General features: G+C 40.9%; 16 protein-coding genes. 2 read left to right on the top strand and 14 right to left on the bottom strand.

The genetic code is table 11. The features are described from left to right. Window positions 1–99 precede the first annotated feature (99 nt). The 14 genes from ACFOUY_RS08845 to ACFOUY_RS08780 all read right to left on the bottom strand — a co-directional run bounded on the left by ACFOUY_RS08845 (window position 100) and on the right by ACFOUY_RS08780 (window position 17,344). Window positions 100–2,361 (bottom strand): TonB-dependent receptor, encoded by a 2,262-nt coding sequence (locus ACFOUY_RS08845; RefSeq protein WP_378960143.1) that lies wholly within the window; start codon window positions 2,359–2,361, stop codon window positions 100–102. Between the two features lie 85 nt (window positions 2,362–2,446). Beyond that, a complete protein-coding gene (locus ACFOUY_RS08840) occupies window positions 2,447–2,806 on the bottom strand; it encodes a (2Fe-2S) ferredoxin domain-containing protein (protein ID WP_378960142.1) in 360 nt (119 codons plus the stop codon). Beyond that, window positions 2,796–3,599, bottom strand: coding sequence for a HoxN/HupN/NixA family nickel/cobalt transporter (locus ACFOUY_RS08835; protein ID WP_378960141.1), 804 nt, complete (start codon window positions 3,597–3,599; stop codon window positions 2,796–2,798). The genes ACFOUY_RS08840 and ACFOUY_RS08835 overlap by 11 nt, the downstream gene beginning before the upstream one ends. After that, window positions 3,599–3,934 (bottom strand): hypothetical protein, encoded by a 336-nt coding sequence (locus tag ACFOUY_RS08830; protein WP_378960140.1) that lies wholly within the window; start codon window positions 3,932–3,934, stop codon window positions 3,599–3,601. The genes ACFOUY_RS08835 and ACFOUY_RS08830 overlap by 1 nt, the downstream gene beginning before the upstream one ends. 11 nt (window positions 3,935–3,945) lie before the next feature. Further along, window positions 3,946–4,593, bottom strand: coding sequence for a nitrile hydratase subunit alpha (locus ACFOUY_RS08825; RefSeq protein ID WP_378960139.1), 648 nt, complete (start codon window positions 4,591–4,593; stop codon window positions 3,946–3,948). A gap of 9 nt (window positions 4,594–4,602) precedes the next feature. Beyond that, window positions 4,603–4,908, bottom strand: a complete 306-nt coding sequence (locus ACFOUY_RS08820) for an SH3-like domain-containing protein (protein ID WP_378960138.1) — start codon at window positions 4,906–4,908, stop codon at window positions 4,603–4,605. Between the two features lie 462 nt (window positions 4,909–5,370). Further along, entirely contained in the window at window positions 5,371–5,751 is a 381-nt protein-coding gene (locus ACFOUY_RS08815) for a response regulator (RefSeq protein ID WP_378960155.1), read from the bottom strand. Between the two features lie 140 nt (window positions 5,752–5,891). Then, complete coding sequence (locus tag ACFOUY_RS08810) at window positions 5,892–6,179, bottom strand: GNAT family N-acetyltransferase (protein ID WP_378960137.1); 288 nt, start codon at window positions 6,177–6,179, stop codon at window positions 5,892–5,894. A 368-nt stretch (window positions 6,180–6,547) separates the two neighbouring features. Next, window positions 6,548–9,373: a M16 family metallopeptidase gene (locus tag ACFOUY_RS08805; protein ID WP_378960136.1), complete on the bottom strand. Its 2,826-nt coding sequence runs from the start codon at window positions 9,371–9,373 to the stop codon at window positions 6,548–6,550. A gap of 62 nt (window positions 9,374–9,435) precedes the next feature. After that, window positions 9,436–9,939, bottom strand: a complete 504-nt coding sequence (locus ACFOUY_RS08800) for a DUF1735 domain-containing protein (RefSeq protein ID WP_378960135.1) — start codon at window positions 9,937–9,939, stop codon at window positions 9,436–9,438. Window positions 9,940–9,961: 22 nt separating this feature from the next. Further along, a complete protein-coding gene (locus ACFOUY_RS08795; RefSeq protein ID WP_378960134.1) occupies window positions 9,962–11,575 on the bottom strand; it encodes a SusD/RagB family nutrient-binding outer membrane lipoprotein in 1,614 nt (537 codons plus the stop codon). 17 nt (window positions 11,576–11,592) lie between these two features. Next, window positions 11,593–15,090, bottom strand: a complete 3,498-nt coding sequence (locus ACFOUY_RS08790) for a SusC/RagA family TonB-linked outer membrane protein (protein WP_378960133.1) — start codon at window positions 15,088–15,090, stop codon at window positions 11,593–11,595. A gap of 254 nt (window positions 15,091–15,344) precedes the next feature. Beyond that, window positions 15,345–16,547, bottom strand: coding sequence for a FecR family protein (locus ACFOUY_RS08785; RefSeq protein ID WP_378960132.1), 1,203 nt, complete (start codon window positions 16,545–16,547; stop codon window positions 15,345–15,347). Between the two features lie 206 nt (window positions 16,548–16,753). Further along, a complete protein-coding gene (locus ACFOUY_RS08780; RefSeq protein WP_378960131.1) occupies window positions 16,754–17,344 on the bottom strand; it encodes an RNA polymerase sigma factor in 591 nt (196 codons plus the stop codon). Between the two features lie 514 nt (window positions 17,345–17,858). Between ACFOUY_RS08780 and ACFOUY_RS08775 the strand changes: the two genes are divergently transcribed. After that, complete coding sequence (locus ACFOUY_RS08775; RefSeq protein WP_378960130.1) at window positions 17,859–18,923, top strand: NADH:flavin oxidoreductase; 1,065 nt, start codon at window positions 17,859–17,861, stop codon at window positions 18,921–18,923. An 865-nt stretch (window positions 18,924–19,788) separates the two neighbouring features. Beyond that, window positions 19,789–20,265: a hypothetical protein gene (locus tag ACFOUY_RS08770; RefSeq protein ID WP_378960129.1), complete on the top strand. Its 477-nt coding sequence runs from the start codon at window positions 19,789–19,791 to the stop codon at window positions 20,263–20,265. The last annotated feature ends 153 nt before the right edge of the window (window positions 20,266–20,418 follow it).

Raw genomic sequence — 20,418 nt, 5'->3', positions numbered from 1 at the left:
GCGCATTCCGCTGTACAAAATTAGTAGTATGGTTGCAAAATAAGAATGTGACTAAAAGCAGATCGTGTTTATTTTATCCAAACAGGTTTGTGCAAACATTTATCTGAAGAAATAGCTTAGATGTAAAAGTGCTGAGAACTTAGTACCGGGGGTAAAAGTTATTCCATTATCTATGGGTCCGCCCCGAAGCCTCGTTTCTTCCTGAAACTGAGATTCTTTCCATCTTACACCTAGCAGATTATTTATAGTCAAGCCAACTTCATATCTTTTTTTTGTGTAGTTGAGCACCAGGTCATTAATAAAATATCCTCTTGCAATCAGGCTATACGTTTCATCTGCTGGACGGTCCGATAAATACCGGAAGCGAACTGACCCGTTCAGTCCACTCTTGAGAACGCAGGTCATTCCGCCCGAACTGCTCCAGATAGGGGCAAGTGGAATATAATTTTCGCCTGGAGCACTGTCAAGTGAGCGACCATTGGCAAAATTGACATCCACATCGAAATAAAGTGCTGAAATGGGCTGATAACGTGCGGAAATATCGATGCCAAGTCTTCTGGATCTGCCACTGAAGTCTATGGTGCCGCCATCTCCACCATAGACATATTCTTGCTGTAGATAGCTGTACCATAAAACGGCATTGAGCAAAAAATTTCTCATGGGTTTCAGGACTGTACCCAGATCGATCCCATAGGCCGCAGGTAGTGTCGGAAGCCCCTTTGATGCCACCACTGATCTGGTATCGTTAGAGTTGAAGCCCTTGCCTAAAAACAGGTAGATCTGAGAACGGTCATTAATGGTGTAGTAAAAATTTACTTTGGGGCTGATGATCCGATCTTTGGAGCGATAAGCCCCCACTCCCTCAAATGTAGAATCCGAACTCAGTTTATTTTTGTAAAGAAAGAAAAAACGGTCATACCTCACTCCCGCCCTCATCGTAATTTTTGGACTGAAATGAAATGTCTGCGCAAAATATGCGCTATAACTTGATTCTGTGATATCTCCAAGTTTAAGTATCCCCAGGGTAGTATATCGATTAACGGTATGCTCCATTTGCGTGTTGTGGGTTGCATCTAATCTAAAATTTATGCCCGCTTCGATAGTTGTTTTGAGCGATCCTATCGAGCCCTGATGTCTATAGCTTCCATTATAGCCAACCAGATTTCTGGATTCCCGTTGTCTGATTTCATCTCCATTTAGCGTATCGGTTAAAAATAAACTGAAGTTACTATGGAGATCAAACTTGTAATAAGTGTAATATAATTGATTTTTAATCCTATCCTCACCTGCGGTTTTACTTAACAGCTGAATATTCAGGTTCGCCCTAGAGGTTGCCCCTCCTTCGTTGGGATCTACAGCTCCAAAGTAATCCAAGGCTCCAGAATTGACGGCATTTTCCGGAATTTGGCCGGACGCTTTCCAATCGCTGTTTAAATACGAACTGGAGATGGACAAGTAGTTTTTTTCACCCAATTTGTTACGTAACTTGGAGAAGAAATTGAATCTTTTGAAATGTTGGGGGTTTTCAAAATAACTGTTGCTATATCTATATTCTGAAGCGGCATACCATGAATTTTCATTTATACTATTTTTTTTTCCGAGCAGATCAACAATACCAAAGATCCGGTAAGTATCAAATTGCCCCACTTCTACTTTGAACTGGGATTTATCAATGACATCAGCCGTATGGTAATCAACAGCGCCGCTTACCGCTAGATCCCCTTTTTCGGCATTATAAACGCCTTTCTCATAGCTGGTTCTATCAATGGTCTCGGGGATGATAAAATGGCTGTCGGCGTAACCTTGCCCATGAGCATGTGAAACCAAATTTATGGGCATACCGTCGGAATATAAGGCAATGTCTCTGCCATGGTCATTATCAAAACCCCGGAGAAAAATCTGCTCAGCCTTTCCCCCACCCTGATGTTGACTTATAAAAAGACCTGGGACCAGGCGCAGAACTTCCTGCGAATTTGATACCCCACGAAAGCGGATATCTGTCTCGCTAATAAACTTGTTGGGGTTTTTAACATCAGGTGTGATTACAACCTCGCTTAACTGGCTCATTTTCTCATTGAGCACAATATTTATCATTGATCCAAAATCGCTGACAGTAAGCGCTCTGGAATCATAACCGATTGCAGATATGACAACTGAATACTTTTTCCCCGAAACCAGCTTGAAGAAAAAACTCCCCGTCTCATCCGAACTGGTTATAATTTTACCAGGACTTAGCGTAATTGTTGCTCCCACTATCGGTGCTGATGTGATGCTATCGGTTATTCTTCCGGTAAATTTTTCCTGTGCAACACCTGAAATAGCAGCGATTAGCAAAGCCAGGATCGAGATTAATCGTTTCATTAGTATTTAGAATAAGCGTTATGGTCGGTCGTTAAGCCGTAAGAGATCAATTCATATTTTAATTTTCAGAAAACAATGGAATTTGTCAAGTCCCACCAAGTTCTCCTGAAACCGGGACTTCGTTAATCTTTCCTTCTCCAAGAAGATAAAGTAGCTTGTCTGGTTGAAGGTCTCCCTTGATTATAAATTTTTCAACGAAACTTCTTGCATAGGGTACACTCATTTCCTTAAACCACTCTCCCCCGGGCATAGAGATCACAATTGGACCATCTTTACAACGACCGTTGCAAAGCGTTTTCGTTGTATGCACCAAATCACCAAGTTTGTACTCCTGTAGCACTGCCCTAATTGCAGCGGTTGAATCTTCGGCACCTTTGAGTTTACAGCTTCCTCCATTGCAGAGAAATAAGTGCATTTTTACAGTTGTTAAATCTTTAATGGCCATTTATTTCCTGTTTTGACTTGGGTGTTGACCCGTAAATTATATAGAGATAAAAGGCGCTCATCAGTATAAAAAACGAGATTCCAATAAGTGTCAATAATCCTTCGTCTAGCGAAAACTCCGGCAGAACATGCGTTAGAATCTTGTAGCTGCCCACCAATAAAGAAACATAAACAATGATCCAACCGAGTTTCCTACGATAATTCAGCACGGACTCGTTATTGGCCGAACGAAGCATCAGACTGAAAAGAATCCTGCTGTCCAGCGTATCGGTCAGGATCATTCCACAGGAAAAGGAAAGCCCTAAAATTAGCGCATTTCCTATAGTGAGCTTTGAAGTAGCTGCATAAGCCCAGGCTGCCGCCTGGGTATTGGTATCAAAGACCATAGCAAAGAGAATTCCGATAAATACAATAGCCAGTGGGCTTGAGCTGTTTTTAATGCGTCTGGGTACCAGCATCCACTTGATTCCTTGTGGACCATAGTTATCGCTTCTGAGCAACATTCTCAGGTTCATGATTCCTACAGTGATGAGCAGGATTCCCGGAAGCCAGTCCAAAAAATCCCAGACGAGTTTTGGAAAGTGCCAGGAATGACTGATAGCACTAATGGTTACCGTGATTCCGGTAACCACCGAACCGTGGCCAAAGGCGAACAATGTTCCTGTCCACTTAGCCAAGTTAGGCTTTGTTGGAGCGAGCCTCACCCCCACACCATCGATAATGGCGATGTGATCAGGATCAAAGCCATGCCTTAGTCCCAGCATAAGCATTAACAATATTGCTGAATACTGCATTACAGTTCAATATTATATCTTGCTCCTACCTCTTTAGTTTTCAGCGCGATTTCATCCGGTTTTAAAATTCCCTTTTGCAGGAAGCAGTTTGCCGCGGAAACAATCCATTTTTCGTAATACGTCAGCTTTGCTGCCATCTCAGATCCAAGGTTCTCTGTGCCCCTTCTTTTTTCTTCGGTATTGACTACCTTATAGTAATCGAGAACATCCAGCAGGGCGTGGATTCTTTTCTCCCATGGATACAAGGGTCTTTCATATATCTCTATTTTATCATCGCTACATCCCGTACCCCCAAAATCATTGGGAAGATGTTTAACTAATCCTTCTGTTGACATTATCTGTTAATTTAAATTGAACATTGTTTTATTTCAGGAATTGCGCACAACGATACGCCGATCATGGTATCTCTTGTCACCAGCGCCTCTAGCTGCTCATCGGTAAAATCCTCAGTGCCCTCAGGTCTTAGCGGCATTACCATATACCTTTGATTTGCCGTTGAATCGTTAACAACAATCTGTACATGATCCGGCACGATGGTACCGAACTCTTCAAGAACTGCCCTTGGCTCCTTTACGGCACGTTGACGGTATGTTTTATTTTTGTACCAGTCAGGAGGCAGTCCCAGTACAGGCCTGGGATAGCAGGAACAGAGCGTACATACGATCATGTGATGGATCTCCGGGGTATCTTCAAGCACAGTAAAGGCGGTATCGTCATACATCGTGATCCCCATTTCTTCAGCTGCTAAATTACCATCTTGGAGTAATCGCTTTCTAAAAGCATCGTCTTTCCATGCCCTGACAACAAGTTTTGCTCCCAGTGCAGGAGAACGTGAGTCCAATACCTCAATTTGCTTACGCACATCGTCCCTTGAAATAATTCCTTTTTCAACCAGTAATTCTGTTATAGCTATCTCAAGAATTTCATAATATGCCGGTTTTTCGTCTTCAACGATCGGTGTATGATCGTGAGGATGGTTGTGTTCTGTTCCCATATGATGTTTTTAATTAGTTTCTAACCAGTTTTCAAATATCTCAATCTGCAGGGTATCGGACCTTTTCCCCTGGTAATCTGGCCATACCTCAGTCTGCTCAAAGGATACCATGTAATACCAGAGTTTATTTCCCGCATTTTTGCCGAATGATTCTTCCTCAGGATTGATATACTTGCCAAGATTCCTGACAATTATTCCCTGCTTTCCCCTGATGTAGCTGGGTACTCTATAATGTCCGATGGGAAATTTCACGGACACTTTCACCTTGTTACCAACCTTGAATGGCGCTGGATTGTGTTCAACTGTTGTTACCATAATTTTAGTTTTGAATCTGTTATACTCCTCTCGACCAAACCGAATGCCACACATCAAGATGCTTAAAATCAAATACTTAAACAAAATATTAAAAGATTTTACTATCGAAATCCCGTCAGATTTCGCAAGAACCTTGATATACCGCAAATTTAAAAGCACCTCTTGCTCGAATAGCCAAGGGGATTAATTTTGAAATAAAAACGGTCTGGTTTTGTGAGGATTTGATCCCGGCTACTTCTTTATCAAATGCAGGCCGGATATTGAAAAAAGCTAATTTAGATCAGTATGACAAAGTCATGAATCGACGCAGGTTTTTAACCATTGCAGCCTGCCTCAAAGTGGCTCAATAGGAACTGATAAAGGGAGTAGCCGCCTGGCAGGCAGTACCGAATAAATTATGGGTTGAGAACGCTAGTGATGTAATTCAGTAATTGACACCTGGTTGGTTAGTGCGAGCGCAACTTATATGCCCAAGCTGGTTACTCCTGTCTTAAAAAGATTGATCAATGAAGGAGTGATATCTTTATAGTTAGAAATTTTGTGCAAAAATGCCGATGCAACAGCCTTTATTGCCTCACGGATATAAAACTCGTCAATTTCGGAGGATAAGATAACAATTTTAGCTGAGGGCCATCTTTTGATAATTTCAGCTGTGGCTTGTATGCGGTTCATGTTGGGCATGTTTAAATCTGTCAAGAAAATATCCGGCTTTTGCTCGCTTAACTGGGTAAGCTCAAGAAGCTCCCGTCCATCACTTGCAACAATGAGCACCTTAAACCCCTCTTCTTCTAGCATCTCAACTGTACTTTCCCGAAAACAGCGTTCATCCTGGGCATAAGCAATTCAGATTTTTAAATCCTTGAGCAACGTATTGTTCTGATTCATAACTTTGTCTTTTAGGGTATTTAATAATTTAGATATTCATGAATAGCCGACCAAACAGTTTCTATGCAGGTAAAAATAAATACCGGATTCACTGGTCATCATTTCCAAATATCCACATATAGCTCAGGCTCCTTGCGAAATTTTGCTCTTACAAAAGGACAAAGTGGAATTACCTTAAGCTCCTTTTTTCGAGCGTAATCCACCATTGCCTGAATCAACTGGCCGGCGTATCCTTTTCCATTCGATTCCTTTTCTACTTCAGTGTGTAAAACCGTAAGGTCCCTACCATCTGTCTCAACATTCATAACGCCTATTTTCCTTCCATCTTCATAGAAGTTAAAAGCATCGGGCTCCCCGGTACCTGGCTCGTATTTTATCTCATTCATATGCTTAATTTTTTGTGAAATTCTATATAGATGACAAAAAATGATCCCAAGCAAGAAAAGCAATTAAACAATTGATTAACAAAGTATTATATAAAATAAAAGTTAAACTAATTCAGCGGAATAAAACTAAATAGCACCTAATTATTGATATGCTGAGAATGTTGGATTAAAATGAGGTTTAGAAAGCAATCTCAAAACTGTTGACATAGTCGGCGACGGTCGGATTTGAATTATGGCATTGTAGTGAAGCTAATAACTTATCACCCTTATTTATTGCTTCTGGGTCAGCCTTGCAGAGATTTATATAAAGCAAATAGGGTACCCAAGTGTAGGTACCCTGTGACCATCTAAAATCGTCAATGCCCGACTTATTTTTTGGCGGCGTCTATTTGTGGTTTTAAAACGAACTGTATCAAGTTTTTACCATCAACATACTTGTTGAATGATTCGGTTAATTTTTCCGTGGTTAAGGCGTCCAATAATGAGTTGTAGTTTAAGATTTCGCTAAATGGCTCGTCTTGTTGAATCTGTCCGGAAAGGTAAGCGAGCCAAAAAGCATTCGAACTGATCTGATTTTTATAAAAAACCTTTTCCTCTGCTTTAAATTTATCAAGATCATCTTTTGGAATGCCATTGGTTTTTAACAATGAAATTTCCTCCAAAGCCGCATTGATCAATTTGTCGACATTGGCCGGTGCGCAGCTGAATTGTATAGATAAAGTAAATCTTGGTGTTTCTTTTCGCCCCAAATTCAATCCCACCTGTGGAGAATATACACCACTTTCTTTCTCGCGAAGCCTTTGGTTCATTCTGATTCCGAGAACAAATTTTATAGCCCGAAGCTCTAAATTATTTTCGGCGCTACCTGGATTATCACCGCTAAAGGTGAGCTGGACTAAAGATTTATCTGCCGAACCGCTATTGATGGTTTTCTTGATCACCCCTCGTGGAATTTCTACCCCAAGGTTTCTAGTTTTTTCCGTTTTATTCTTTGTGGGAAGCGAGCCGATGTAACGCTCAATAAGCGGCTTAAGCTTCTCCGGATCAATATTCCCGACGAAGATGAATGTAAAGTTAGCAGCGTTACCGAATCTTTCCTTATAAATTTGATATACCTTTTGAGGGTCGATCTGGTTTATTTCTTCAATTGTAATCTGCTTTCTACGAAGATGATTACTGCTCAGTAATGCATTTAACGAATCTGAAAAAATCTTTTCCCCAGAATTCACCTGGCTCGCTATTGCAGCCTTTGAACGGTTAATAATTGTATTGAAAGCTGCTGTATCAATTCTGGGCTTGGTAAAATAGAGGTGGGTGAGTTGAAGGGCAATCTCAAGATCCCTGCCATTACTGGTGCCAGAGATGCCTTCATTCCGCTCGGATAGATAAGGATAGACGGAAATCTGCTTACCGATTAACTTTTCTCGAAGCAAATCTGCGCTGAAATCGCCAGCACCTGAGCTGATAGCCATCGTAGCGCTGAATTCCGCAGCTCTGAAATCACGATCAGAATATAAGGAACTTCCGCCCGGGCTGAATGCAACAAAATTTATCTCATCGTTCCGGAATTCGGTCGGCTTTACAAGAACCCTAACACCGTTGCTGAGCCGATATTCTGTTAAATCTAAGTCCTTTATTTTAGTGGTAGAGATTATTTTACCCTTATCTGGAATAGCCGCAAGTAAGGGAACATCATGGTTATGTGCAGGAATATCAGCTTTGACATCTTTCGAAGATGAGATCGAAGTTCCGAATTTACTGAACCAGTTGTTCAAATCGTTTTCATCGGGAAGGGAGCTTTTGGCCGAAGTAGGTGCTACGATAAAAACATCCCTATTTGTATCGGTGATATAGGTTCTGGCCATCTGAGTCATATGTGCAAGACTGATAGTTGCCAGATAAGCCTCCGCAAGCTGGGCCTCTTTATCTTGTCCTGGGCTCGCCTCATCCTGAGCGAAAAGTCTGACGTATTCCTGAGCATAAAGGGCAGATTCTTTCTTGTCCCCCAAGCTGACCATAGCCTGAAGCTGAGCCAAATATCCTGATTTTGCGGTTTCTAGTTCTGAGTTATCAAAGCCAATGGTTTTAATTTTATTTATTTCGCTCCATAAAGCACCGAATCCCTTTTCAAGTGTTCCTGGTTTAACAGAGAGTAGAATACTGAAAGCATCCACATTCGAAATCAGGGCATTGAGACCAGCACTCGCAAAGAGATAACTGCCAGCATTCTTCTGTGATATTGAACGGAGTCTATTGGACAGCAGAAGATTGAATAGATTTCTTTTTACCAGCTCAAGGTAATCCGCATGGGTGATTAAATTTTTATGGGGAAATTTTATGGTAATCTGCATATTTGTTCCAGGTGCCTCATCGTCCGTGACTGTAAAAAACTGATTTTTACCTGAGAGTTCGATAGCATAGTGTGTCCTTTCCTTTGGGCTATCTCCAACTTTTAAATCGGAGAACATTGATTTTATCTTCTCAACAGTCTCCTTTACATCGATGTCTCCAACAACAATTATAGCCTGCAAATCTGGCCTATACCAATCGCGATAGAAAGAATGGATGTCCTCATAGTTGAAGTTCTTCAAAACCTCTTCCGTACCAATAGGCTCGCGGTCAGCGTATTTGGAGTGGTTGACCAGAAATGGGAAGGTTTGCATTTGAATGCGTTGCTGAAGTCCAGACCTTTGGCGTTTTTCTTCCAAAATCACACCTCTCTCCTTGTCAATTTCAGATTGATCAAGAGTTGCCTCCTGTGCCCAGTCCCGAAGAACCTGTAGACCAGAAACCAACATCCCCGGTTTATCCAGCGGGAGCGGGAGCTGATATACGGTTTCATCGAATGAAGTATAAGCGTTGAGGTCAGCACCAAATCGCACACCTGCTTTCTCCAGAAAATCGACTAGTGAGGATAGTGGGAAATGTTTTGTACCGTTGAAGCTCATGTGTTCGATGAAGTGTGCGAGTCCCCTTTGACTATCCTTCTCCAGGATGGACCCGGATTTGTTGGCCAGGTACATGATAACCCTTTTTTTGTGGCTTATATTTTTCCTGACATAGTAGGTAAACCCGTTAGCCAACTTCCCAGTGGTGAGTTGGGGGTCAAGTGGAAGCTTTTGGGCTTGAGATGGATTTATACCAACTGATATCATGCAAATGATTATAACTATGATTCTGGAGTAAATTTTCATTTAAGTTTATTTTAAATTTATCGTAATGGCTGAATTGCTAGGATGCATTATTTCAAAAGCTGTTATTGTCCCTTCAATGTAAAAATCATACTTTTAGAATTTTGGGCGACCTTATTACCTCCAGCACTGACAATTGAAAATGCAATGAGGTACTTATTGGGGCCTGCTAATTTTGCAGGGATTATCTTTATCGGTAAGTTTACAGTCTGTGAGCCGGCAGGTATGGTTGTTTCCAAATTACCCAGTTCATAGCTTTCTGCGGGAAGGGGCAGATATTTAATGAAAAGTGTCGAGTTATATTGGGTAAAAAGTGCATCGTCCTTAGCGAAAACAATCTTTACATCCTCATTTGGAGGTGTCTGGAAAGAGTATTTACCTATCAGGTTTAGTTTGGTTGTCCCATAAGCACTATCGATGAGTGCTGGGGCAAATAATCCCTTTGATGGATAATTGGCATTAGGAATCATAACCACGGGTTCAATACCTCTATAGTCCAGAATATTGTCTTTTTTGAGGCATCCGCTCAATAGGCACATCGCCAAGAGCATTGTTAAATATTTTTTCATTTTTAAAGATTTTAGTTTCAAATTATGGCATCCACCAGATTCTACCGGTGAACATATCGATCGGTCCAAGCGCCTGCAGATTGGCCGAATTGGTAATTATTTCGTCGCTGGTATAGGCTAGACGAAATGGGACCGTATTACCCACTCTAGCTGGGTCTACTGAAACAGGCAGGTCAGGAAAACGACCGTTTCGCCTGTAATCAATCCAGGTTTCCACCGGGTCTATGCCATTTAAAGCAATATATTTTTGAAACATAACGAGTTTATATTTATCTGGGGCAGCACTCCAGCTCACCTGTGGATTATTCTGCTGGGCATTATACCACTGATCAAAAATCGCATCAGAAAGTGCCGGAATATTTGTGTTTCCTCCCATATTAAGCCATCTGAAAGATTCTTTTACAGCAATCTTATAACTCTGCTCTGCATCTCCCGGGATCCACCCTCGCCATACGGCTTCAGACTGCAGAAACGCGTTTTCTACACTGGTGATTACCCATGCGCTCATATTGTTGCCCTTGATTATTCCTACAGCCGAGGGGGAAACCACTCCGTTATTTGCTGATCCGCCGACTGCAGAAAGATATTGCTTGGTTTGATAAGGATATTGAAAGGTATTGATTGCCAGACCCAACCGACTACCCCTGAAGCTATTTGGCCCTGGCTGGGCGAAAGGCTGAGCCCCGCCAGCTGGGAATGGCTTTTCGATCTGCGAATAAAAGCCACCTATCCTTGGATCGCTATTATTTTTCAAGAGATTAAGGGCGTACTCGTTGGCGTGGGCGAAATCAACGCTGTTGACGCCAGAAAAAATGTCCCCGCGAGATCCCCCGTAACTATTATTATTTGAATAAAGTCCGAAATAAGTGGATACTTTAACTGTGGTCGACCAGCCTGGATTAACAGCTGCATCGGTTCCCATTGGCAAAAATCCAGACCCTTGGGTTTTGATCACCTGGATTTCTTTTGCAATATAATCTGCTCGGTCAGCGCGGTTAGCCTGGTGGATCAAGAGTCGAAGTTTTACCGTATTTATAAACTGTAGCCATTTTATCCTGTCACCGTGGAACATGATATCGGCCTCAGACAGCTTTTCATTTTTAGAAATGTCTGCACTACTGATTAAGCTGCTCGCCAGCGTAAGTTGTTTCATCAGATCCTCATATATAGATTTCCCATCCTCATATTTCGGCTTTAAAATATCCGCTTTGAATGCTTCGGTATAAGGAACATCATTTATTTTATCTACAATACGACTCCAGTATAATGCACGTAGGGTCTTTGCTATTCCCAAGTAAAAATCCATCCCAAGCGACTGCGCCTTTTCTTCCAGAAAGGGAAGGTTTTTAGATGGCATACTCGTATAAGGTATATTATTATAAGTTGTTATGTTAATTGCAGCTGGAAGCGTAGGAGAAGCCCAGTAACCCATCCACATGGATAGAAAATCGAAGTCAGGAGAGAAGTCGGCCGTGTATTCGAGCAGAGGGGCCAGCAATAGATATGGTCTGGCATTCGTATCTGTAAGATCCCTTGGATTGTAATTGACCTCTAACCAGTCTTTTTTGCATCCACTGTAAAGGGTCAGTAGGCACAGCAGAATTGCCGTAAAAAAAATTCTATTTAACGTTTTCATTTTTTTGTCTATAAATATTAAAATGATATACCAAAAGTAAATCCGTAGATTATCGTCCCAGGTGCAACATTGTTATCCGAGCTTCCCCCGCTTATATTGTTCGTCTGGGCCTGCGAACGCTCTCCGAGTCCCTGAATCTGGCTTTTCAGACCAGGTCCACTGCTTGCTACCGGATCCCCGTATATGTTTGAACTGGGATAGAAAGAAAACAGATCTCGGGCATAGATACTTGCCGCTAATTTTTTCACCCATTTGGACTTTAGCGACATTTGATATTGCAAAGCGATTTCTCTGATTTTCCAGTAAGATGCACTGGCTATGGAGTGAATAGTTGCATCCGCAAACTTTGAAAAAAGCTCCTTCCCGGCGTTTGCAGTTGCAATAGTTGTATTTTCAACATAATGTCCGGTAAGGTCCTGTATAACCGAATTAGGAAAAATAAATGGCTGTCTGTTATTTAGCAGGGTCAGTTTACTTATTCCGTTAGATATCAGACTTGGGTCAAAGGCGTGGTCATTCCCTGCGGAATAATCAGCCTGTGAGGAAAGGGTAAAGTTTTTGTAGGTAAAATTTAGCGTAAGGCCACCCTGATATACCGGAAGCGTTCTGCCCATTATTTTTGGATGCTGATAATCTACTGAGGGCATCCCGCTACTTTTATCCACGATCACTCGGCCTTCGGGATCTCTCAAGAAATCCAGTACGGGAAACTCAAAGGCTGAATAGCCTTCTCTGGCGTAATAAGTCTTGCCACCCGGATCCCTGGTTATAAAAGTTCCGTTATAAATATCGGATACCTTTAGCACTTTATTGTTATTGATAGAAAAACGTCCTGTAAGAGAAATACTTATGTCGCTCCCGATATCTACAAGTGGATTAAGTCCCAGATCAAATTCCCATCCGGTATTCCTTAAACTGCCCGCGTTATCAAGATCGGGGTATCCGCTCCATGCCGGAACGCCAACTGCCATAATTACCCCATTGTTAATCTGGCGGTAGTATACCGCATCAAAGTTGATTCGGTTATCAAAAAATCCCATTTCAGTGCCGTACTCCTGAGAAAAAACTCTTTCAGGCTTAATCAGTGGATTTGGATTTTTAACCAAAGTGTAACCAAGCACAGTCTTTGCGGTGTTGGGATCTGTTATTGGGTAGGGGAAGACAAGCTTCAATATGCGTTCACTCTGATTGGGTTCTATGTTCATGTTCGCAGTACGCGTAGCCGACAGCCTAAGTCTCAGGCTGCTGATCCACTCCTGTTTTTTCAAATATGGCACCAATTCTTTGAGTACGATTGAAGAGTTTAGTCCGAAGTAAACATCCTCCCCCCTCGCAACCTTTGCCCTTTTTGAATCCCATTCGTTCCTCCCTGTCAATTCCAGAAATAGCTTATCCTTATACCCAACCGAAACATTTCCCAAAGCAGAAATGCTACGAGTCTGCCGGGTCAGTTCTTCAGAACCTATGCCATAGTCTGAGCGGACAAATATTTGGCTGTATATTGGAATGGAAAGAATAGATTTATTTTTGAGCTGTTTTTCAAAATTGTCCCGTACAGTGGTACCTAAGTTTCCCCGAAGCACAAAATCCCCAGTTTTATGCAGCGCTGAGAGCAGCAAGTCGTTATTTACACCGTAAGCGGAAACTAGATAGTCCTCGGTTTGTGGAAGACCGTCGTATCTTTTAAAGGGATCGGCTCTCGCATATTCGGCATAATTCAGTGGTTCGATGTTTTTCTTTTGATTTTTACCAAGATAATTCATCGAAATCTGATCTTTCAAGGTAAGCCAGGAAAGTATCTTAACATTTGCGGTCAGACTTCCTGTAAAAACATTATCAGTACCTTTCTGCCGTGCGATATCAAGCGATGTGTATGGACTTACGCCCGACCAGTAGTTGTTTATTCCCCCCCAATAAGAGTTCTTATAATCCTGATAACTGAGTAAGGGAATAAAGCTTGGTAGTGTGAGCACCTGCCCTGTGACATCGGCTCCCCTGTCACTGGTAGTCCTTGCATAGTTGATGTTAAACTGAAAATCTGCGCTCCTGCCGATTTTTCTAACTGAATTAAAAAAAAGCGTAGTTTGATCCTGTTTATCTCCTGGCAGCATGCCAGTCTGCCCATTATGGCCAAGACCTAAATACATGGAGGAGTTCTGGTCACCCTGAGCAATCGAAACATTCGTCCTGACGGTTCTAGCAACATTAAAAAAGTCATATTTATCATTGAGATAGGAATAGGGCACCTTTTGATACTGACCGTTTTGATCTGGATAGCCGATTGCAAGAAGGCTTCCGTTGTATGCTGGACCCCAATTACTTACTGCCTTACCGTTTAAGAAGTCAAAGTCATCGCCCACCCCAAATGTATGCTGGTCGCTTCGTTGCCTAAAATCCATCCTTTGGTACGAGGTGTTCACCCTTGCGTTAATATTCAGATCACCTTGTTTTACCTTTTTGGTGTTAATCAAGATCACGCCGTTAACGCCTTCTGGCCCATACATAGCGGTTCCATTGGCGCCCTTAAGTACCGTAACTTCTTCAATATCGGCAGGGTTTAAGTTGTTAATGAACTCTACCGATCGTTGTCCGGCATCTCCATCTGATCCAAAAGAGAGTGGAGCGCCGTTAAAAACAAAAAGCGGCTGGTTATTACTCGACTGTCCAAACGAGCGGATTCCCCTTAAGAGAATTCTCATGTTGGGCGACATCTCAGAACTTTGCGCAGTGATGTTAAGTCCAGAAACTTTTCCCACCAGACCACTTAATATCGTTCCACTATTAGCTTTTGTAAGCTCATCACCAGATACCTTTGCAACCGAATACCCAAGTTCCTTCTTGTTCCTTTCTATTCCATATGCAGTGGTCACCTTAACCTCATCCAGTTTTGAGGATGACATCTGCATAAGGATAGTTTCATTTATATTTGACGCGTTAAGCTCCAGCGTTGTATAACCAAGATAAGACACCACAATCGTCGCCCTTTCATCAACCGAATTTAAGATGAAATAGCCGTTTTCATTTGTAGTGGTCGTCCGTTTTTTACCTTTTACAGTAATGGTTGCACCAGCCAGCGCAGTACCATTTTCTCCGACTACCCGGGACTGTATATCTATATCAGAAAACTGTTCTAACAATCGATCCAGTACATTCGGGATTTTGCTCCGAATGATAATATTGTTTTTATCAATAGAGTAATCCAGCGATTTATCAGTAGCTATCTTGTCCAGTACCTGAAGAACGTCTAGGTTTTTGAAGTCTGCGTCCAGTTTATCGTTTTCGTTTATATTGCCGTTAGAATAGAAAATCAGATACCCGGTCTGCTTTCGGATTTGGGAGAATGTCTCCTTTAAGGTGGCACCTTTTTTTGTAAAGTTTATTTTTTGAGCGAAGCCAGCTGCACTAACCTGAGTCAGGCAAAAAGTCATTATTATTATGACCAGTTTCATAATTAATAAAAGTTTTGGCGGGAGCCTGTCACAGCGCACACCTAGGTTAAAAGCATATATTTTCATACTTTTGGTCAGTTTGAGTTGATGGATAAAAAAGTTCGTATTATTTTTCCCGAATTTTCGGGATGGGTCGGCTCAAATGCTTGCCGGGAAGCGGGTCGAAACGCTTTCCGGCTTTTTTGGCTCCCTCGTTCTGGCTAGAGTATCAAATATCTTTTCATCATGGTTTGGTTTAGTTAGGTTTGGTTTTAGTTGAATTGTTTGCAGCCAAAGGCTACATCTAGTTATAATTACTTGCTGCGCAGGTTAGGACACAGCTAATTTACTACCAGTATTTTTCGGCCAGTCATTTCAAAATTCACAGCTCCGGTATTTTTTATTGCGTTTAAAAGCCTTGAAATATCCTCATATCGGGAAACTTCGCCGCTGAAAGTCTTTTTTCTTAGCCTGTCATCTAAATAAGTTACTTCAACATTGTACCATCGAGAAATCTGGCGCATAACATCCTCCAGGCTAGAATCATGGAAGGAAAAGTAACCGGATTTCCAGGCAATTGAAAGTTCTACGTCCGACTGTTCTACCTTTAATCCGTCCTCTCCCAAGGTTGCAAGCTCGCCTGGTGCAATAATTATTTCTTCTTTGCTACCGAGCGCTCTCAAGCGTATTTTACCTTCCAAAAGGGCAGTTTTTGTGTGTTCGTCATCCTTATAACAACTGATGTTGAAGTGGGTACCTAATACCTCTACGCGCTGCCTTGAAGTGGTGATCGTAAAAGGGTGTGCCTTATCTTTGGCAACTTCAAAATAAGCCTCCCCTTCCAGATAGACATTTCTGGGTGTACCGTTTGCAAAACTTGGGGGGAACTTTAATGTTGAGTAAGCATTTAGCCAAACTTTTGTGCCATCAGGTAGAATAATATTGTAAGTACTTCCTCTGGGGATTATCGCAGAAATTAGGCTTGTTGAGTTTTTGGGGTTGTCCAAATTCTGGTTCTTTTCATTTATCCGATCGGAATTACTGCTATATCGAGGCATTGCTGAGCTGGACCCATCCTGATAAATTAGCTTCTGATCAGTTACGGTTACCACGGAATTGCGTTCGTTCAGTATAATTTCCTGTCCGTTTGGCAAAACCAGGGAAGCTTTGTTTACATTTTGTTTTGGTGGAGAAACCGTGGATAGTAATATGGGAGAAACCTGGTTATTTAAACGGTAAATAAGTCCAGCAGTAAAGGCCAGCACCAAAACTGCAGCAGCTAGACGTAACTTTGGCCATAAGCTTGACTTTTTAGTTTCAACTTTGACAGGAAGTATTTCGGTTGATGGTTCGGGAAGCGTAATTTGCTGGATAATATTTAACCAAATTTCCTCCTTAAGGCCTTCAAGATTATCGCCTGTTGTAGGGCGTGATGATTCTTTCGATATCGACAGGTACCAGCTCTCCAAAAGAACAAGCTCTGCTGGGGAGCAAGATCCTTTTAGATGTTGATTTAACAAGTACTGGAGTAGATTTGATTGCATAGCGGGTTTTCTGTCCTTCAATTGTAAAACAGTTTACCTATGCAGGTAGTATTAGATGAATTTTTAAAAAAGATTAAATAATCACACAAAACCCTGTATAACAGATAAATAATTTTAACAGTCAAAATCTTAGGTAAGATTTCTATCTGTCGGAGAACAACTATCGGCTTGGCTAAATGGAAAGACAACAGAGGCTAAATATTGGGTTATGATTTATGATTCGACAATAGCATGTATATCACGATAGTTGGTAGTCCCATTCTGGAACGCAATATTGATAGCGCGTTACTCACCTGCCGTCTAACAGTATGTTCAGAAATATTGAGGCTTTCAGCAATTTCCTTATAACTTAAGAATTCTTTTCTGCTGAGCTCAAAGACCTCCCGCATCCTTGGAGGGAGAAGAGAAATTTCCCTTTCTATAATTAAAGCTAGTTCCTTTTCGCGTAGATGTTCTTCTGTGATTAACTCCCCTTCTTGAACGAAGTTTCTCAAAGATTCTTCATAATCGCTTTTCACCTTTCTGTGTGCAAGATGATTTAAGATTCTATTTTTAGTGGCGGTAAACAGATATGCGGAAAGTGAATGTCCAAAGTTAAGTTCATCGGCTTTATTCCATAACTGAACGAAAAGCTCTTGCACGATATCTTTGGCATCTTCTTCATCTCCCAAAACCCTGCTTCCATGGAGAAACAGGATTGTCCAATAGCGTTCGTAAATCTCCTTAAAAGCAGTTCCATTGCCATTTTTGACTAATAAAACAAGCTCACTATCAGAATAAGTATTCAGGGATGGCATTTGCTAATTTATCGTGTGATAATTTGAATTGACAGGCAAACTTATTGAAAAAACTTTTCATTTTAAATATACAAGCAAAAAATCTGTTCTGGATGCCAGAATTTAGAGCAGAATTCTCAATTTCTGGGTGTTGGATCGAACAATCAATTAGGGAGCAAGCTCATAATAACTCATAAATGCAATTATATATCAGATTGTTATGTGTCTTTCTGTCGAATTTGCCCAAAAGTGTAGATAAAAAGTCGCAGTTATGAAGCAGATTTATGTGTCTGGAACTATTTGATATACCTTTAAAATCTTCGGTCACATAATCGTAATATCAATGATTCGCAAAATTTAGTAATATATCGTTCAGCAAACAACCACATAAAAAACATAAAAATCTATAAATCAATAAATTAAATTTGGCAAAAGGATTGCAGAATTAAAAATTGGACTGTTTTGGTCTACAAAATCCGGATAGAAAGCGAGTTTCGCCAATTCGGTTAAAATTTATCAATTCAAATAATGAACCATGGACATTCAGGCCTTATTCGAACCATTTAAATACAAGAGTTTAACTTTAAAAAACAGAATTGTGATGCCACCGATGACTAGAAAACATTCTCCAGGAGGTATCCCATCACAGGAGGTAGCAGACTACTATTCCAGAAGAGCAATGAATGCTGGGCTGATTCTCTCAGAAAGCACCGCAATAGCGAGGCCTTCATCTAAACATTTCAATAACATTCCAGATTTTTACGGAGACGGATTAAAAGGCTGGGAAGAGGTGATCAAAAAAGTACATACCCATCAAGGGGTGATGGGTCCGCAGCTCTGGCATGTTGGAAAAGCAAAAGCGGATCCTTCCGGCTGGCGTCCGATTGCAGAATTTGAAGGACCAGACTCTATGGATCTGGAGGACATAGATGGAACGTTAAATGCTTTTGCTTCAGCTGCATTGAACGCAAAAAAGCTTGGCTTTGATTGTGTGGAAATACATGGTGGACACGGGTATCTGATAGACCAGTTCTTCTGGAAACAGACCAATCATCGCAGAGATGATTTTGGCGGAAAGACTATAAAAGAGCGATCACGCTTTGCTTTAGAAGTTGTCAAGGCAGTTCGAAAAGCAGTTGGAGTTGACTTTGTCATCTTGATGAGGCTTTCGCAGTGGAAACTTTCCGACTATGAGGCGAAGATTGCTGAAACACCCGCCGAAATGGAATCCTGGTTACTGCCTTTAGTGGATGCGGGAGTAGATATTTTTGACTGTTCGCAGAGAAGATACTGGCAACAGGAATTCGAAGGCTCAGATTTGAGCTTTGCGGGATGGACAAAAACGATTACAGGGCAACCGGTAATCACGGTGGGTTCGGTGGGACTTTCGTCTGAATTTCTAGGTTCGCTTTTCCAAGGTGAGAGTGCTCAGAAGTCTGGTTTTAGCGAGTTGATCAGGAGATACGAGCGAAATGAATTTGATCTCGTTGCAGTCGGAAGAGCCCTACTGCAGGACCCGCGGTGGATAGAGAAGGTTAAGGAAGGACATTATGATCAGCTTAAGAATTTCAATAAGGATAGCCTGGGCAAGTATTACTAAGGACTGAATTTTAAACCAGCCCTAAGACATCAATTTAAATTAGACGATTTCAATAAAATCTGGCATGTGTATACGATGCAGTATTTGAAGGTTTTTAGGAACAATTTAAAACGAAAAAGAGAAATTCCAGAGTGGTGATAAAAAATGTTCATTCTGAAGGATCATGAGTATTATCAAAGAGGTCTCAATATGATTTGGCCCGATTCAAGCCTAATTTCATAAGGCATGAAATTATTCTAAATAAGCCGATAATCTATACTTTTTTATAATTCAGAGCGCGATGGATATTCTGGAGCATGTTGCCTCCCGATTATGTTTACCAATTTCGGTTTACAATACCACGTCACATTGAAAATTCTAGATAAATGACGGATTGAGTAAACTAAAAGACTTATTTGATGTTTAGGTGGACAAATCAATTTATTTGACCCCACTGCACCCATTTTTAAATATTCGTTAGTGTGTTGGAAAATAGGGTGATATGATAAAACTACATTTTGGCGATAGGGGGTCAATTGACAGCGATTCGTCCAATCGTTACTCCCTTAACTTAGATTCCATTTCGAAGTATCTTAGACTTTGCGGATTCATATTTATTTATGAATTGTTGCAGGCGTCTAATGATTATATCCTTGAGCATAATTTTTTAGTGACTATATATAACCATAAAATTCCGGAGTTACTTTGAGGGAAAATATTCTCTGAGTTTGAAGTGAACGCCAATGAATCTGCAAAAATCTATACAAAACTACCGAATCATATAAATGCCCCTTAATATAAGTCATTAACAATCATAGATGAAGGTCAATAAAAGAACCGTAGTGCGTATTATGTACCTATTTTTGCAGCTTAATGAAAAAAAAACATGAACATAAAGCATAATATATTAGGATTAACGATTTTGACTTGCGCAATGGCAAGCTGTACAGAATCTAGAAATAAATCTGAAGCAAATAAAGCTTCGAACCAAATCATTAATAAAGATTCAATAAAAGGCTGCTATCTTTGCACTGTGAACCGGGATACCTTTCAACTTGCGATAAGGAAAGTTGAAGGTGAAAATATTGAAGGTTCTCTATTATATAATTTTGCAGAAAAAGATGATTCGAAAGGTAATTTTAAGGGAACATTTGCAGAAGGAAAATTAAATGGTGAATATCGTTTTCAAGCTGAAGGAAAAGAATCTATCCGCCAGGTGGCATTCAAAAAAGAGGGTGATGGATTCGTTGAGGGTTTTGGAGAGGTGAAAGAGGTGGATGGTATGGAAACTTTTATCGATACATCAAAAATAAGCTTCACTAATGGAATAAAATTCACTAAAATGGATACCTGCCTTCCATAAAAGACTTGCCCCCTACAACCTTATGAAAGAAATTGGTGTATAATATGCCCTAAAGTATTTTTCTATGTGCATTTGACCATATATTCGTGTTTAACAAAAAGTCCACATAAATTTGATAGGATATAAACTTAGAAAAATCCACATAATAATTGA

Source organism: Pedobacter jamesrossensis (assembly GCF_042650905.1).
GTDB classification, from domain to species: domain Bacteria; phylum Bacteroidota; class Bacteroidia; order Sphingobacteriales; family Sphingobacteriaceae; genus Pedobacter; species Pedobacter jamesrossensis.
The sequence above is the reverse complement of the archived record's forward strand: the minus strand, read 5'-3'. Positions and strand labels throughout refer to the sequence as shown.